This is a genomic window from Catellatospora sp. KI3 (genome assembly GCF_029948125.1).
Taxonomy (GTDB): Bacteria; Actinomycetota; Actinomycetes; order Mycobacteriales; family Micromonosporaceae; genus Catellatospora.
This window is the reverse complement of record NZ_JASAMB010000013.1, coordinates 171,474-187,556: the sequence shown is the minus strand read 5'-3', so window position 1 is coordinate 187,556 and position 16,083 is coordinate 171,474. Positions and strand designations below refer to the sequence as shown.

Genomic DNA, 16,083 nt, shown 5'->3' with positions numbered 1-16,083 from the left:
GCGCTCGGCGCTTGGAGTTCCTAGCGTCGGCGGTCGATGCCCCGCACTGCCGGGGCGCCGAACCCTGAGAGGTGGCGCGTGCACGCATTCCATCGGTCGAAGCTGCTGACCGCATTGGCCGCGGTCGTCCTCGGCGCGTCGGTGTCGCTGGCAGCCGCCTCGCCCGCCCAGGCCGTGTCCGGCCAGATCGTGACGGTCGGCTGGAGCACGCTGACCGGGTCGGAGCCGATCAAGACGGCCAATGCGCTGTGCCCGGCGGGCAAGGTGGTCCTGGGCGGCGGCGCCGACATCGTCGACGGCGGCAACGAGGTACGGCTCACCTCGATCGAGCCGACCTGGGCCGTGTACCCCACGCACTCCTACTACGCCGTGGCGATGGAGGACGGCGGCTACGCCGGGAACTGGACGGTCTACGCGTGGGCGATCTGCGGGAACCCGGTTCCCGGCTGGGAGGTCGTCTCGACGTACAAGGCGGCCGCCAGCACCACCTCCGACACCGTCCAGGCGGTCGCGGTGTGCCCGGCGGGGAAGAAGGTGATCGGCACCGGCGGCGTCACGATCGGCGGCTACCGGTTCCGGCTGGTCGCCGTCCACCCCACCTACGACCATGTGCTGGTCGGGGTCTCGCCTGACGAGACCGCGTCGGGCAGCTTCGGCGCCCGCGCGTACGCGATCTGCACCGACCCGATCGGGCAGGTGCTGGTCGACGTGGACAGCGGCTACTCGTCGAGCAACAAGGCGGTGACCGCGGCCTGCCCGGCGGGGACGACCGTCCACGGGGCCGGTGCGTTCATCAACGGCGGCACCGTCTGGCGGCAGGTGCACCTCAACCGGATCGGCTTCTGGGGACCGGGGGCGCTGTCCGGTGCCGACCTGGCCGCTCACGAGGACGAGACCGGCTACGCCGGGAACTGGCACGTGATGCTGACCGCCATCTGCGCACCCTGACCGCTCGGCGCCCACCGCCTCGGCCTCGGCGCGCGCGGTGGGCGCCGGTGGCCATAGACTCGGCCGCATGCCCGTACGCTTCCAGCTGACCATCGACTGCGCCGACCCCGACGCCCAGGCCGTGTTCTGGGCCCAGGCCCTCGGCTACCGGCTCGCTCCCCCGCCCGACGGCCACCAGACCTGGCGCGACTTCTACGCCTCGGTCGGGGTCGACGAGGAGGAACTGGCCGAGATGGGCGAGGGCGTCGACCGCATCGTCGACCCTGACGGCGCGGGTCCCCGGATCTGGTTCCAGCAGGTGCCCGAGCACAAGTCGGTCAAGAACCGGCTGCATCTGGACCTAGACGCCGGAGGCGGCCGCAGCGTGCCGCTGGAGGTCCGACGCGAGCGGGTGGACGCGGAGGTCGAGCGGCTGACGGCCCTAGGCGCGCGGGTCCTCAGGGTCGCCTCGCCCGAGGGCATGGACCATTACGGAGTCACCCTGCACGACCCCGAGGGCAACGAGTTCTGCCTGCACTGACGCTCGGCCGGCTCCGCCTGGTCACGGCACCAGGGACAGGAACAGGAACACGCCGAACAGGGTCAGGTGCACCGCGCCCTGCATCAGGGTGGCGCGACCGGGTGCGACGGTCAGCGTGGTGATCGTGATGGTGAGGGCCAGCAGCACCATGTCCTTCGGGCTCAGGCCCAGGACCAGCGTGTTCTTGAGCCAGATCGAGGCCAGCGCGAGCACCGGGATGGTGAGGCCGATGCTGGCCAGTGCCGAGCCCAGCGCCAGGTTGAAGCTGGTCTGGATGTGGTTGCGGCGGGCCGCCCGTACGGCGGCGACGGTCTCGGGGGCGAGCACCAGCAGCGCGATCGCGACCCCGACGACGGCGCGCGGGGCGCCCGCGGCGACGACGGCGTGCTCGATGGCCGGTGCGGCCGACTTGGCCAGCCCGACCACCACGACCAGGCACAGGAACAGCAGGCCGAGGCTGATCGCGGTGGCCCGCGTCGTCGGCCGGTCGCCGTGCTCCTCCTCGTCGTCGTCCGATAGCGGCGCGGTGCGGTCCTCCCGGGTCTTCAGCGGCAGGAAGTACTGGCGGTGCCGTCGGGTCTGGATGAACACGAACGAGCCGTACAGCACCAGCGAGGCGACGCCGTCGAAGGCCAGCTGCGCCCCGGTGAACGTCGGCCCGGGGCTGCTGGTGGTGAAGAACGGCAGCACCAGCGCCAGGGTCGCCACGGCGGCGAGGGTGGCCAGGGCTGCGGTGACGCCCTCCACCCGGAATTCGACCTCGCCGTGGCGCAGTGCGCCGAGCAGCAGGCACAGGCCCATCACACCGTTGCAGACGATCATGATGGCGGCGAAGACGGTGTCGCGGGCCAGGCTGGACGGCCCCTCCCCCGCCGAGGTCATCAGCATGATGATCAGTCCGACCTCGATGACGGTCACCGCGACCGCCAGGATCAGCGTGCCGAACGGCTCGCCGACCCTGTGCGCGACGATCTCGGCGTGGTGCACGGCGGTGAGGACCGCGGCGATCAGCGCCGCGGCGACGACGATCAGGGCGGCGATGCCGAGCTCACGGTGCCAGGTGCCGATCAGGACCAGTGCGGTGACGGGCGGGATCACCAGGTACCACGGCACCGACCTGGCGAGGTTGACCATGTTTCGAGGCTACGTGGACGAAACGGGTCGTATGGTCGATACCGGATACGGCGGGGCACTCGAAGTGTGGGCCCACCGCCACTCCACTACATTGCCCGGGTGCCCCACCGCCCGATCGCCCTCGCCGCCGCGGCGCTGATCGCCGCCGCCCTGCTCGGCGCCTGCGACACCGCCCCGGACCCGCGACCGTCGTTCGTGGCCGCCCCGACCCCGTCGGCGGTGGCCGCCACCGGCGCCTCGCCGACCCCGGCCGGTTCGCCCAGCCCGTCGGCGACAGCGGCGTGCGGGGTCTTCCCCGCCGACAGCGTCTGGCGCCTGGACGTGTCGAAGCTGCCCGTGCACCGCTCGTCGGCCGCCTACGTCGGCAGCATCGGCACCGACGCGCGCATGCACCCCGACTTCGGCTCCGGCCTGTGGGAGGGCGCCCCGATCGGCATCCCGGTCACCACGGTCAAGCCGAACCAGGCCAAGGTGAAGGTGTCGTTCGAGTACGCCGACGAGAGCGACAAGGGGCCGTACCCGATCCCCGCCGACGTGAAGGTCGAGGGCGGGCGCGGCGGCGACGGCGACCGGCACGTCATCCTGTACGACCCCGCCGCGTGCAAGGTCTACGAGCTGTACGCCGCCCACCCGAACGGCGCGACCTGGCGCGCCGGGTCGGGGGCGGTCTTCGACCTGCGCTCCAACCGCCTTCGCCCGGCCGGCTGGACCTCGGCCGACGCGGCCGGGCTGTCGGTCTTCGCCGGGCTGGTCCGCTACGAGGAGGTCGCCAGGGGCCGCATCGACCACGCGCTGCGGATCACCGTGCCGCGCTCGCGGGACACGTACCTGTGGCCCGCCCGCCACGCCGCCTCCGACCGCTCCGACGCGTCGCTGCCGCCGATGGGGCTGCGGCTGCGGCTCAAGGCGGGCGTAGACGTGTCGAAGTTCCCGAAGCAGGCACGGATCGTCGCCGAGGCGATGCAGCGCTACGGCGTGATCGTGGCCGACAACGGCTCGCCCTGGTACCTGTCCGGCGCCCCGGACGAGCGCTGGTCCAACGACGCGCTGCGCGCGCTGAAGAACCTGCGGGGCGCCGACTTCGAGGCGGTCGACGTGTCGAAGCTGATCGGCGACCGCGACTCCGGCGCGGTCGCCGGGTGAGGCTCAGCGCGGCGCGACGCTGACCCGCGCGGGCAGGCCGAGGAACCGGCCGTGCCGGTCGGCGGTCGCTTGCAGGGCCGCGTGCTCGGCGGGGCCGAGTTCGGCGTACACCTCCAGGTCGAAGGCGACGTCGCGGCGGGTCACGGTGCGGCGCCAGTGGCCGGTGAACTGGCCGTCGACCAGCAGCACCCCGTTGGCGGCGGGCCGGTCCAGGCGCGAGCCGCCCCGTTTGGCCAGGTCCAGCAGGAACTTGCTCTCGCTGTAGCCCACGATGTACTCGTCGTAGCCCTGCAGCAGATGCACCACCGGCCGGTCCGGGACCGCCTCGGGCGGCGACCCGGCGAACCAGTACGTCAGCCCGTCGGCGGTCAGGCTGTGCAGCCGGTCGCCGACCAGGTCCAGGCCGCGCCGGATGTCGGCCAGGGTGAGGCTGGACCACCAGCGGAAGTCCTTGGCGGTGGCCGGGCCGTGGCTGGTGAAGTAGCGCAGCGTCAGCTCCGCCAGCGCCTGGTCGGCGTCGAGCACCCAGGCGTCGGGGGCGCGGTCGGCCAGCAGCGCGTACGTCTGCTGCTTGCCCTGCGGGGCGCCGCTGCAGATAAGCCCTTCCAGCTCGGCGTGCATGGCCAGGTGCGTGACGGCGAGGTTGCCCGTCGGCAGGCCGGCGGCGGCCAGGTGCGGCACCAGGTCTTTGCGGGTCAGCTGCGGCCCGCCGGACAGCGCCGCGACCAGCACCTCGTCGCCGCGCGCCAGGACGGCCTCGTCGAGTCCCTGCTGGCGGTAGTAGTAGCCGAGGAACTGGTGCACGCGCGGGCCGGTCAGCGCCAGCAGCCACCGGATGTCGTCGGGTGCGACGAAGTGCCAGGTCGGCCGCAGCACATGGGTGCGCAGGAACTCGCCGCGCGCGAACGCGGCGTCCAGGTGCGCGTCGGTCGCGTCGCCGTCGCGGTCGCCCAGCGACCACTTCGCCGGGCCGAAGTCCTGCGACTGCACCGCGACCAGCCCGCCGACCGTCGCGACGGCGTCGGTCGCAGGCGGGTCGAGCAGGCCGAGGTTGCGCATGCGCCAGAAGGCGAGGCTGCGAGCGTCCACCCGCCGGATGCTAACCGCACCGGCCGACATCGGCGCCGCGCTGGCCCGGGTGGCGGCGCGCTGCCAGGATGGGTCCGTGGACCTGGAGACCTTCCTCGGTACGGCCGCCCGCCTGATCGCCGTGCCGTCGACCGCCGACCGCCCCGATGAGCTGCACCGCGCCCTGGACCTGGTGCTCGAACAGGTGCTCGACCGGGTCGGCCCCGGGTTCACCGTGGAGCGGTTCGCCTCGCGGGGCAAGCCGAGCGCGCTGGTCTACCGCGACGCGGGCGGGGTCCGGCCGGAGTTCCGGGTCATCCTCAACGGCCATGTCGACGTGGTCCCGGCCGAGCCGCACCAGTTCACCGCCCGCCGCGAGGGCGACCGGCTGTACGGGCGCGGCACCCACGACATGAAGGTCGCGGCGCTGGTCGAGGCGCTGGTCTTCGCCGAGCTGGCGCCGACGCTGCCCTTCCCGGTGGCGCTGCAGCTGGTCACCGACGAGGAGGTCGGCGGCCGGGACGGCACCGGTCACCAGGTCGGGCAGGGCGTCACGGGGCAGTTCGTGGTCATCGGCGAGCAGAGCGGGCTGGAGCTGGTCACCGACTCCAAGGGCATCGCGCAGGTGCGGCTGTCGGCGACCGGGCGCACCGGGCACAGCGCGTACCCATGGCAGGGCGACAACGCGCTGGTCACCGTGGTGCGGGCGGTGGACAAGCTGCTCGCGGCGTATCCGCTGCCGACCGGTGAGGCGTGGGTGACCACGGTCAACGTGGCCCGGATCGAGACCGACAACCGGGCGTTCAACCAGGTGCCCGCCACCGCGCAGGCGTGGCTGGACATCCGGTTCCCGCCCGGCGCGACCGGCTTCGACGGGCGCGACGCCGAGCAGGTCGGGGCGCATCTGCTGGAGGTGTGCGGCCCGGGGGTGGAGGTCGCGGTCGCGCAGGCCGACGCGCCGCACTGGGCCGACCGGACGCTGCCCGACGTGCTGGCGCTGCGGGCCGCGGCGCAGGCCCAGGGCTTCCCGGCCGGGTTCCTGCGCAAGCACGGCGCGGCCGACGGACGGTACTACTCCCAGCGCGGCATCCCGGCGGTGATCTTCGGGATCGGCGGCGGCGGCCTGCACGGCCCGCAGGAGTACGTCGACGTCACCACCATCGAGCCCTACTACCGGGCACTGCGGCAGTTCCTGCTCGCCCTGTAGGTAAGAATGGCCTCGTGAGAGACGTGGCGATCAGTGACGACATGATCCGGCTCGGCCAGTTCCTGAAGCTCGCCGGAGTGATCGAGACCGGCGGTGAGGCGAAGCTGCGGGTTACGGCGGGCGACGTGACGGTCAACGGCGAGGTCGACACCCGGCGCGGACGCCAGCTGTTCCGCGGCGACGTCGTCGGCATCGACGGCCAGCAGGTCCGCGTGGCCTGAGGCTTCGGCCTCGCGGCAGGGCCTCGGCGGACCGGTTCAGGCGGCGGTGACCGGGTCGCCGACGCGGACGACGGCCGGGTCGCCGATCGGCACCAGGCGGATCGCGAACCACGTCTTGCCGTCGCGGCGGCGGTGCCGGGACAGGGTCCGGATAGGCTCCCGGCCGCTGACCAGCGTTTCGGTGTCGATGAGGGTCAGCGCGCACCGGTCGCACTGCTCGGTGCACCGGAACCGCGCCGCGCCGATAGTGACCTGGCGCCAGCCGTCCTCGGCGAACGGCTCGGCGACGCCGTCGATGACCACGTTGGGCCGGAACCGGGCCATCGGCAGCGGCTCGGGCAGGTCCTCCCCGCGCTCGACCGCGCCCTCGGCGATCCAGTCGTTCAGCCGCCGCAGCGACGCGGTCGTGGCCAGCAGCAGCGGCCCGGCGTCGGACAGGTTGAGCAGGTCGCCGGGCTCGCCGCCGTGGTCGAGGGCGACCGTGCGGCGGCGCGGGTCGTCCAGCCAGGCCAGCCGCAGCGGCTGCCCCAGCCGGGCCGACAGCCAGTCGTGTGCCTGCTGCCCGGCGAGCACTACCTTGTCCAACCGGGTCATGGTCGTCATGGCCGGTTCGCCGCCGTGCGGCGGGTCGACCAGCAGGGTGGCGCCGTCGCGGTCGGTCAGCTCCAGACCGCCGTCGGGGCGCGGGGCGGCGGTGATGCCCAGCATGCGGTGGGCGGTGCGGGCGGTCAGGTAGGTCCCGTCGGGGTTGAGCGCGAGCCAGCGGCGGTCACCCCGCAGCCCCCAGGGCTCCACCGTCGCCTCGGCCACGTCCACGCCGCCCAGCGACTTGACCGGATACAGGTGGATGCTCGCCAAACGCATACCGCGAGCCTAACGGCGACGGTCGCGGGCGGCTGTCCCGCCGGGCCGCCGCGGCCGCCGGACCAGGCGGTTACATACAGGGCATAATGGGCTTGAGCGTATGGAGCGGTCGACTGAGGCGCGTGCGATGGATCGAGCTCAGGTGCTGCTGCGGGCGAACCTGGAGGTGGCCCGGGGCGTCGATCTCGACCAGGTGCTGCATCACCTGGTGGACGCCGCGCGGGCGCTGGTGGGGGCGGGCTACGCGGCACTCACCGTCACCCCGGACGGGCAGCCCGAGCGGCTGGTCCAGTCGGCCGGCGACGAGCGGCTGCTGGCCCGGATGGCCGGTGCGGCCGCCCTGTTCCGGCAGGTCGAGTGGGGCGGCGGCCCGGTGCGCGTGCCCGACTTCGGCGCCCTGCCGGCCGCCACCCGGCTGCTGGACGGGCACGCGCTGCGCGGACCCCTGCTGAGCGTGCCGATCGTGCTGGGCGGCCGTACGCTCGGCCACCTGGACCTGACCGGCCGCCCCGATGGGGTCGAGTTCACCGAGCAGGACGAGCGGATGGCGGTGACCCTGGCGGCCACGGCCGCGGTCGCGATCGACAACGCCAGCCTGTTCGCCGAGGTGCGCCGCCGCCACGCCTGGCAGGAGGCCATGATCGGGGTGACCACGCGGGCGCTGGCGGGCGTGCACACTCCGGCGCTGCTGCGGGAGCTGGTCTACCACACCTGGCGCGCCAGCGGCGCCGACGGCGCGAGCCTGTCGCTGCTGAGCCGCCGGGGCCGCCACGTGCGGGTCGCCGTGGCGATGGGGGTGCTGGCCCCGTTCGAGCAGCTGTCGACGCCGCTGGAGGGTTCGTTCGCGCAGCGGGCGATCCGGGTCGGCCAGCCGTTCCAGTTCGACCCGCACCAGCATCCGACCAGCGCGCCCCTGGTCCTCGGTACGGACGTGGGCCGGGTGCTGATCGCACCGGTGCTCGGCGCGCAGCGGGCGTTCGGGGCGCTCACCATCGCCCGCCGGTGCGCCGCGGACCCGTTCGAGCCCATCGACCAGGAGATGGTCGGCGCCTTCGCCGCGCAGGCGGGCCTGGCGCTGGAGTACGACGGCGTGCCCACCGACAAGCGGCGGCGCCCGGCGCACCACACCGGCGTCAGCCTGTGGGACTGAGGTGGCGCAGCAGCCAGTCGCGGGCGAGCTCGCCCGCGTGGTGCAGGGTGCCGGGCTCCTCGAACAGGTGCGTGGCCCCGGGCACGACCGCCACCGCGTGCTCGCCGCCGAGTTCCGCGGCGGCCTCCTGGTTGAGCGCGAGCACCGCCGTGTCGAGGCCGCCGACGATGAGCAGCGTGGCCGCGCGCACCCCGGGCAGCAGGGCCGCAGCGAGGTCGGGACGGCCGCCCCGGCTGACCACGGCGCGTACGCCCAGGTCGCCGTCGGCGGCGGCCCACAGCGCGGCGGCGGCGCCGGTGCTGGCGCCGAACAGGCCCAGCGGCAGGTCGGCGAGCTCGGGGCGGGTCCGCCGCCAGGTGAGCACCTCGGCCAGCCGCCCGGCGAGCAGCTCGATGTCGAAGACGTTGCCCCGTTCGCTCTCCTCGTCCTCGGTGAGCAGGTCGAACAGCAGGGTGGCCAGGCCCGCGTGGTGCAGCAGTCCGGCGACGTACCGGTTGCGGGGGCTGGTCCGGCTGCTGCCGCTGCCGTGGGCGAACACGACCAGCCCGACGGGCTGCTCGGGGACGGCGAGCGTGCCGGGCAGGGCGCGGCCGGTCACCGGCAGGGTCAACTCGGTGATCGTCGGCGGGTGCACGACTCCATCGTGCGCCGTGAGCTGCCGCCGCGCGGACGGTTTGCCGGGGTGCGCGGACAGGCCTTTACGCTTCTGAAACTTGCTCGTAATCTGGGTCAACTCCTGCAAGAACTTGCAGATGCTTCGTCCCCGCGCGCACGTTCCGGGAAGGACTCCCCATGCGCAGCTTCTGGAGAGTGACGCTGGCGGCCGCACTGGTCACCGCCGGTCTCACCCTCGTCTCCCCCGCCGCCCGAGCAGGCATCGACACCCAGGCCCTGGGCGGCCGCTACGACGCCACCGCGTCCAACGTCACCTTCCGCGTCTACTCCTCCCGCGCCACCCGCATCGCCGTGTACGTCTACGCCGCCGCCACCGGCGCGCAGGAGAAGGCCAGCTATGTGCTGACCAAGGGCACCGGCGACGTCTGGGCCGCCACGGTCGGCACGGCCACCCTCCAGGCGGCCGGGGTCACCGGCACCGTCTACTACGGCTACCGCGCCTGGGGTCCGAACTGGCCCTACAGCGCGAGCTGGACCAAGGGGTCGTCGACCGGGTTCGTCGCCGACGTCGACGCCGCCGGCAACCGCTTCAACCCCAACAAGCTGCTGCTCGACCCGTACGCCCGCGAGGTCAGCCACGACACCGCCTTCACCGACGGCGTCGCCTCCGACTACTCCTCCGGCCCGGCCAGACGCGCCGTCGACACGGGCACCATCGCGCCCAAGGGACTCGTGCTGGCCGCCGACGCCACCAGCACCGGCACCAAGCCGACCCGCGCCTTCAAGGACGAGGTGGTGTACGAGGTGCACCCGCGCGGCCTGACCAAGTCCGACACCTCGATCGCGGCCGCCTACCGGGGCACGTACAAGGGTGCCGGGCTCAAGGCCGCCGCGCTGGCCTCGCTCGGGGTGACCGCGGTGGAGTTCCTGCCGGTGCAGGAGACCCAGAACGACGCCAACGACACCAACCCGACCAGCACCAGCGGCGACAACTACTGGGGCTACATGACCGAGAACTACTTCGCCCCGGACCGCCGCTACTCCTCCGACAAGACCGCGGGCGGGCCGACGCGCGAGTTCAAGGCCATGGTCAAGGCCTACCACGACGCCGGGATCAAGGTGTACATCGACGTCGTCTACAACCACACCGCCGAGGGCGGCACGCTCGGCGACAAGAACACGTACAACATCTTCTCCTGGCGCGGCCTGGACAACCCGACCTACTACTCGCTGACCAGCGACATGCAGGGGTCCATGGACAACACCGGGTTGCTGCACAACTACAACACCCGCAACACCGTCGCGCAGAACCTCATCGTCGACTCCGTCGCGTACTGGAAGAACACGCTCGGGGTGGACGGGTTCCGGTTCGACCTGGCCCCGGTGCTGGGCAACACCTGCCAGCACGGCTGCTTCAGCTACAGCAGGACGGATCCGAACACCGCGCTCAACCGGCTCACCACCGAGATGCCCGGGCGCCCGGCGGGCGGCGGCTCCGGCGTGGACTGGATCGCCGAGCCGTGGGCGCTGGGCGCCGGGACGTACCAGGTCGGCAACTTCCCGGCCGCCTGGGCCGAGTGGAACGGCATCTACCGCGACACGGTCCGGCGCGACCAGAACAAGATGGGCGTGGACGCGGTCACCCCGAGCGACCTGGCCACCCGGTTCGCCGGCTCGTCCGACCTGTACGGCGACGACGGCCGCAGGCCCTTCCACTCGATCGACTTCATGGTGGTCCACGACGGGTTCACCCTCAAGGACCTGTACTCGTGCAACGCCAAGAACAACGGTCAGGCCTGGCCGTACGGACCGTCGGACGGCGGCAGCGACGACAACATCTCCTGGGACCAGGGCGGGATCGCCGCCGACCAGCGCAAGGCCGCCCGCAACGGGATGGCGCTGGTGCTGCTGTCGGGCGGGGTGCCGATGTTCACCGGCGGCGACGAGACGCTGCGGTCGGTGAACTGCAACAACAACCCGTACAACCTCGACTCCAGCGCCAACTGGCTGGACTGGTCGCTGACCACCGACGAGTCGAACTTCCAGACGTTCACTGCTCGGATGGTCGCCTTCCGCAAGGCGCACCCGGCGCTGCGCCCGGCGAACTTCTACACCGCTGCCGACGGCAACGGCAACGGGCTGGGGCAGCTGGAGTGGTTCACCCCGGCCGGGACGGCGCCGGACGGGGCGTACTGGGGCAACGCGAACAACCACGCGCTGGCCTGGCGCCTGGACGGCACCGAGTTCGGCGACTCCGCAGCCGCGCTCTACACGGCGTACAACGGCTGGTCGGGGGACGTGACGTTCACGCTGCCCGCTCCCCCGGCGGGCAAGAGCTGGTACCGGGTGACCGACACCTCCACCTGGGCCGAGGGCTCGGGCCAGGTGGCCACGCCCGGCACCGAGGCCCTGCTCGGCGGCGGCGGGACGGCGTACGTCCTGCACGGCCGGGCGGTCCTGCTGCTGCTCGCGAAGTGAACTCCGCCCCTGGTCGGACCCGGTCTTTCCGGCCGGGTCCGACCAGGGGCGGCAGGGTGGCCGCGCATGTCTCAGCGGTAGGCCGCCGCCTGCGTGCCGTACAGGGCGGCGTAGACGCCGTCCGACCGGATCAGCTCGTCGTGGGTGCCCATCTCGCGGACTCCTCCGTCGCCGATGACGATGATCAGGTCGGCGTCGCGGACGGTGGAGAACCGGTGCGACACGAACACCGTGACGCCGCCGCTGTCGGCGGCGACCCGCGCCGCGCCGTCGGCGTACCGCTGGAACAGCCGGTGCTCAGCCTCGGCGTCCAGCGCCGACGCCGGTTCGTCGAGCACCATCAGCAGCGGGGCGTCGCGCATCATCGCCCGGCCGAGCGCGAGCTGCTGCCACTGCCCGCCGGAGGCGTCGACGCCCCCGTCGGCGTGGCTGCGGCCCAGCCGGGTGTCCAGTCCGTACGGCAGCCGGTCGACGACGGTGGCATGCGCCCTGGCCAGACCGGCGCGCACCGCGTCGTCGTCGTGCGCGCGGGGCAGGTCGCCGACGCCGACGGCCAGCCGGGCCGTCAGCTCCGGGCGGGCGTAGTCCTGGAACGCGGCCGTGGTCCGGGCCCGCCACGCGGCCAGGTCGAAGTCGCGCAGGTCGACTCCGTCGACGAGGATCGCGCCGCGGTCGGGTTCGTAGAACCGGTTGAGGAGCTTGACCAGGGTCGTCTTGCCCGCACCGTTCTCGCCCACGACCGCCACCGTGCTCCCGGCGGGCAGCAGCAGGTCCACGTCGCGCAGCACGGGCCCGTCCGCGCCGGGGTAGGTGAACGTGACGTGCCGCAGGCGGATGCCCTCCAGCAGTCGCGACGGCGGGGTGAGCGGCGCGGCCGGTCCGGCGGGCGGCTGCGGCACTAGGGCCCTCAGTTCGTCGAGGCGGCGCAGTGAGCGGCCGCTGCGCGCGAGCTGCTGCGTGATCGTCACGGCGGCGGCGACCTGCTGGTTGAGCTGCGAGGCCAGGATGATCGAGAGGACGACGTCGCCGACGCCCGCGTCGCCGCGTACCGCCTCGCGCACGACCAGGACCAGGGCCGCGACGTAGCCGAGGGCGAACACGGCCTGTCCGGCCGCGCGCCACAGCCCGGCGGTCAGCTCGCCGCGCCAGATCCGGTCGGTGGCGGCCCGCCAGTGTCCGGCGTAGCGCCGTTGCAGGTGGTCGACCAGGCCGAGCAGGCGCAGTTCCTTCGCCGACGCCGCGTCGGTGGTCAGCTCGAACAGGTGCCGGCCCTGCCGGGTGTCCACGGTGCTGTCCTCGCGGGCCCGGTCGACCGCGGCCTGGGCCCGGCGTCCGGCCAGCAGCGGCAGCGCGGCCAGCAGCGGCAGCACCACCAGCGCCGGGTGGGCCATGGTGAGCAGCACGGTCGTCAGCAGCAGGCTGACGGCCAGCGACCCGCCCGTCAGCAGCGCCTGCAGTCCCTCACCGATGCGCTGCAGTTCGTCCTGGGCCAGGGCCATCCGGTCGGCGTGGTCGGGCCGCTCGTGGTGGTCGAGGTACGGTGTGCCGTTGCTGATCTCGATGAGCTGCTCGTCGGTGCTCAGGACGTTGAGTTCGGACACTTCGAAGTAGGCGATGTGCGCGAAGTGCGCGCAGGTCAGCGCCCCGATCGCGGCGACCGCGACGGCGAGGGCGGACCAGGCGGCCGCGGTGGTGTCGGCGGCCGCCGCCGCGTCGGTGAGGTGTTTGAGCGCCAGCGCCCCCAGCGGCACTGCGACGGCGTTGGCGCCCATCAGCGCGAGTGCCACGGACATCTTGCGGCGGTCCTGCCGCCAGGACAGCCGCAGCAGCCCAGTGATCGCTTCGAGCATCGCTCATCCCACCTTCCCCGCCACCGGATCGCCGCCGGCGTCGGCGGCGGCGAAGCGTTCGGCCTGCAGCGTGAACATCGCGGCGTACCGGCCGTTAGCGGCCATGAGTTCGTCGTGGCTGCCCTGCTCGACGACCTGCCCGTGTTCGAGCAGGACGATCCGGTCGGCCAGGCGCACGCTGGACAGCCGGTGCGAGATCAGGACGGTGGTACGGCCGCGGGTCAGCTCGGCGAACCGGGCGAAGAACTCGGCTTCGGCGCGTACGTCCAGGGCGGCGGTCGGCTCGTCCAGCACGAGCACGGTGCTGCCGTGGTACAGGGCGAACAGGGCCCGGGCGATGGCGATGCGCTGCCACTGGCCGCCGGACAGGTCGACCCCGCCGTCGTAGCCGCGCGACAGGAGCGTGTCCAGACCGGCGGGCAGCCGGTCGAGGCTGTCCAGCAGCCCCGCCGCCTGCGCCGCGCGGCGGATGCCGGCCCGGTCGTCGAGGTGCTCGACGGCGCCGAACCCGATGTTGGCCGCCGCGGACAGTTCGTAGCGGACGAAGTCCTGGAACACCACGGCGATGCGGCGCTGCCAGTCGCGGGCAGGCAGGTCGGCCACGTCGACGCCGTCGGCCCGCACCGTCCCGGCGCCGGGCGAGTAGAGCCGGGCCAGGAGCTTGACCAGGGTGGTCTTGCCCGCGCCGTTGACGCCGACCAGGGCGGTGCACTGCCCGGCGGGAATGTGCAGATCAAGCCCGTCGAACACCGGATCGGCGGCGCCGGGGTAGGCGAAGCGCACCCCGGCGAAGTCGATGGCCGGGGCGGCGGTGGCGGCCGGGGCGACCCGGCCGGAGTCGGCGGGTTCGGTGTAGCCGGCCATGGCCGTCTCGAACGCGGTGATGGCGGTCTCGGCGTTCATGCCGTACTGCGTCTGGGTGTCGGAGTCTGGGTAGAACTCGCCCAGCCGGATCAGCGCCATCACCGCCTGCAGCACCAGTGCGAGGGCGGCCAGGTCCAGCGCTCCGGCGGCGGCGCGCGTCGCGGCCAGCGCCAGGACGGCGGCGACGCCGACGAGCCCGGCAGCCGTGTACGCCAGGTAGGGCCGCAGGTAGATGCGGCGGCGTTCAGACCATACGGGGGCCAGTGCCCGCTGGTAGACCTGCCGGTAGCGTTCGGTGAGCCAGCCGGTGAGGCCGAAGACCCGCAGCTCCTTGGCCGCGGCCGGGCCCATCGCCAGCCCGCGCAGGTAGCGGCTCTCCCGGCGGATGGCGGCGACGCCGCGGATGACGCGGGCGTAGCGGCGCAGGCCGCCGCGCTGACCGTGGCGGAACAGCAGCACCACCGCCAGCATCGCCAGCGCCGCCCACGGCCCCAGCACCAGCGCGACCACCACCGTGAACCCGGCGACCTGCGTGTACGGCCCGACCAGCGCGATCAGCCCGGCGTAGGCCGCGCCCGGGGTGCGGAACGCGAACCGCAGCTCGTGCCCGGCCTCGCCCAGCTCGTCGAGCACCGCCGGGTCCTCCAGCGGCGTGATCTCGCGGGTCGACAGCGACGCGTGGATGAGCCGCCGGTACATGTGCCCGTCGACGCGGCGGCTGAGCTGCTCGCCGATGGCCTTCTGCGCCGCCTCGGCCAGTTGCAGCGCGATCAGCGCGCCGCCGGCGGCGGCCAGCGGCCACCACAGTTCGGCCTGCCCGGCGGTGCCGCGCAGCACCGGGCCGATCCGGCCGACGGTCGTGCTGACGGCGACGGCGAACACGACCGGCAGCACGCCGCGGAACACGCTGAGCGCCAGCGCCACGGCGGTCCCGGCCGCCCCGGCGGCGGGCAGCTGCCGGGCGATGCGCAGCCGGGCGGCGGCGGCCTCGCGCAGCTGCCCGGCGCTGGTGGTGGAAGTGGTCACCGCGGTCAGCCGAAGATCTCGTCCCGCAGGGGCGCGGGCAGCTCCAGCTCCCGGGCGCAGCGACGCATCGACACCTCGTAGGACTCGGTGACCTCGGGGCTGTCGGCGGCGGCGAGTTCCGCGTCGGTCAGCACCGTCACCGGCCGGTCCCGGAAGCGGTACTCGTCGGCGTTGCCGTGCAGGCCGGGGACGATGTAGGGCTCCGGCTCGACCGGGTGGTGGATCTTCGACTGGTCGGAGTTGAGGTCACCGGCCGCGCCCCAGCCGGTGAGCATCTGCGGCCGGTACAGGTGGCCGATGCCGAGGCGGTCGAACAGCCGCGACACCGTCTGCTCGGGGGCGCGGCTGCACTCGTACGGGAAGTGCGTCACCGCCAGGCCCTCCGCCTCGGCGTAGGTGCGCATCCGCGCGTAGTTCAGGGTGCTGAGCACGAAGTTCTCCACCACCCGGGTCCGGCCGATCTTGCCCGCCCACTTGGCCATCCACGAGTCGAGGCTGGCCCGCGGCTGCCGGTCGAGCACCAGCAGTCGCAGCCGGTCGACCGGCCAGCCGGCTTCGATGAGGCAGCGGGCCGGGTTGAACAGCGCCTCGAACGGCACGTACGGCCCGGCCATCTCCTTGGCGAACAGCACCGGTTCGCCGTCGGGCAGCTTCCACGGCGACCCCTCGCCGCCGGTCAGCGCGAACCGGCCGATGGTCTTGACCGGCTGGTAGTAGGCGCTGGCTCCGGCCATGCCGAACAGGTTCGTGACCGCCGTCGACCCGACCCGGCACCGTCCCCAGCCGAGCACCAGCAGCGGGTAGTCGCCCGGGGCGCGCCCGGCGAACCCGTCGCGCAGGGTGCGCACGATCTGGGCCGTGACCTCGTCGACGGTGGTGGTGACGACCTGGTAGCGGCCGTCGGGTGGCAGCGGGGTGCCGCCCAGGGCGGCGTCGCCGTCGGCGGCCAGGCGATGCAGCAGCGGGTACGGGTCGGTCATGTTGGCTCCAGGCGG

Annotated in this window: 14 protein-coding genes; 7 read left to right on the top strand and 7 right to left on the bottom strand. The window is 73.3% G+C overall.

Translation table 11 applies throughout. The annotated features are described in order from the left end of the window. The first annotated feature begins 78 nt into the window (after nucleotides 1–78). Entirely contained in the window at nucleotides 79–948 is an 870-nt protein-coding gene (locus QEZ54_RS21540) for a hypothetical protein (RefSeq protein WP_281306488.1), read from the top strand. A 67-nt stretch (nucleotides 949–1,015) separates the two neighbouring features. Then, complete coding sequence (locus QEZ54_RS21535) at nucleotides 1,016–1,468, top strand: VOC family protein (RefSeq protein ID WP_281306487.1); 453 nt, start codon at nucleotides 1,016–1,018, stop codon at nucleotides 1,466–1,468. Between the two features lie 21 nt (nucleotides 1,469–1,489). Here the strand turns inward: QEZ54_RS21535 and QEZ54_RS21530 are convergent, their stop codons facing one another. Beyond that, nucleotides 1,490–2,602 carry an ionic transporter y4hA gene (locus QEZ54_RS21530; protein ID WP_281306486.1) on the bottom strand — a complete coding sequence of 371 codons (1,113 nt, stop codon included), beginning with the start codon at nucleotides 2,600–2,602 and terminating at the stop codon, nucleotides 1,490–1,492. Between the two features lie 99 nt (nucleotides 2,603–2,701). Here QEZ54_RS21530 and QEZ54_RS21525 point away from each other — a divergent pair, with 99 nt between their 5' ends. After that, a complete protein-coding gene (locus QEZ54_RS21525; protein ID WP_281306485.1) occupies nucleotides 2,702–3,745 on the top strand; it encodes a hypothetical protein in 1,044 nt (347 codons plus the stop codon). A gap of 3 nt (nucleotides 3,746–3,748) precedes the next feature. Here the strand turns inward: QEZ54_RS21525 and QEZ54_RS21520 are convergent, their stop codons facing one another. Continuing rightward, the gene (locus QEZ54_RS21520) at nucleotides 3,749–4,834 is read right to left on the bottom strand and encodes a winged helix DNA-binding domain-containing protein (protein WP_281306484.1); all 1,086 of its coding nucleotides are present in this window, start codon (nucleotides 4,832–4,834) and stop codon (nucleotides 3,749–3,751) included. Nucleotides 4,835–4,841: 7 nt separating this feature from the next. Here QEZ54_RS21520 and QEZ54_RS21515 point away from each other — a divergent pair, with 7 nt between their 5' ends. After that, the gene (locus QEZ54_RS21515) at nucleotides 4,842–6,020 is read left to right on the top strand and encodes a M20/M25/M40 family metallo-hydrolase (protein ID WP_281306483.1); all 1,179 of its coding nucleotides are present in this window, start codon (nucleotides 4,842–4,844) and stop codon (nucleotides 6,018–6,020) included. A 14-nt stretch (nucleotides 6,021–6,034) separates the two neighbouring features. Then, nucleotides 6,035–6,241, top strand: a complete 207-nt coding sequence (locus tag QEZ54_RS21510) for an RNA-binding S4 domain-containing protein (RefSeq protein ID WP_281306482.1) — start codon at nucleotides 6,035–6,037, stop codon at nucleotides 6,239–6,241. A gap of 36 nt (nucleotides 6,242–6,277) precedes the next feature. Here the strand turns inward: QEZ54_RS21510 and QEZ54_RS21505 are convergent, their stop codons facing one another. After that, the gene (locus QEZ54_RS21505) at nucleotides 6,278–7,105 is read right to left on the bottom strand and encodes an MOSC N-terminal beta barrel domain-containing protein (protein WP_281306481.1); all 828 of its coding nucleotides are present in this window, start codon (nucleotides 7,103–7,105) and stop codon (nucleotides 6,278–6,280) included. Between the two features lie 127 nt (nucleotides 7,106–7,232). Here QEZ54_RS21505 and QEZ54_RS21500 point away from each other — a divergent pair, with 127 nt between their 5' ends. Beyond that, a complete protein-coding gene (locus QEZ54_RS21500; protein ID WP_281306480.1) occupies nucleotides 7,233–8,255 on the top strand; it encodes a GAF domain-containing protein in 1,023 nt (340 codons plus the stop codon). On the opposite strand, the gene QEZ54_RS21495 is transcribed toward QEZ54_RS21500, so the two are convergent. Continuing rightward, on the bottom strand, nucleotides 8,239–8,889 hold the full coding sequence (locus QEZ54_RS21495; protein ID WP_281306479.1) for a hydrolase: 651 nt from the start codon (nucleotides 8,887–8,889) through the stop codon (nucleotides 8,239–8,241). The two genes, QEZ54_RS21500 and QEZ54_RS21495, sit on opposite strands and share 17 nt — an antisense overlap. Nucleotides 8,890–9,047: 158 nt before the next feature. On the opposite strand from QEZ54_RS21495, the gene QEZ54_RS21490 reads away from it, so the two are divergent. Further along, nucleotides 9,048–11,348, top strand: coding sequence for an isoamylase (locus QEZ54_RS21490; RefSeq protein ID WP_281306478.1), 2,301 nt, complete (start codon nucleotides 9,048–9,050; stop codon nucleotides 11,346–11,348). Between the two features lie 71 nt (nucleotides 11,349–11,419). On the opposite strand, the gene QEZ54_RS21485 is transcribed toward QEZ54_RS21490, so the two are convergent. Genes QEZ54_RS21485 through QEZ54_RS21475 form a run of 3 tightly spaced genes read right to left on the bottom strand, consistent with a single transcriptional unit; the run spans nucleotide 11,420 to nucleotide 16,068 of the window. Further along, nucleotides 11,420–13,198 (bottom strand): ABC transporter ATP-binding protein, encoded by a 1,779-nt coding sequence (locus QEZ54_RS21485; RefSeq protein ID WP_281306477.1) that lies wholly within the window; start codon nucleotides 13,196–13,198, stop codon nucleotides 11,420–11,422. Between the two features lie 3 nt (nucleotides 13,199–13,201). After that, the gene (locus QEZ54_RS21480) at nucleotides 13,202–15,088 is read right to left on the bottom strand and encodes an ABC transporter ATP-binding protein/permease (protein ID WP_281306476.1); all 1,887 of its coding nucleotides are present in this window, start codon (nucleotides 15,086–15,088) and stop codon (nucleotides 13,202–13,204) included. Between the two features lie 5 nt (nucleotides 15,089–15,093). After that, entirely contained in the window at nucleotides 15,094–16,068 is a 975-nt protein-coding gene (locus QEZ54_RS21475; RefSeq protein WP_281306475.1) for a hypothetical protein, read from the bottom strand. Nucleotides 16,069–16,083 lie beyond the last annotated feature (15 nt).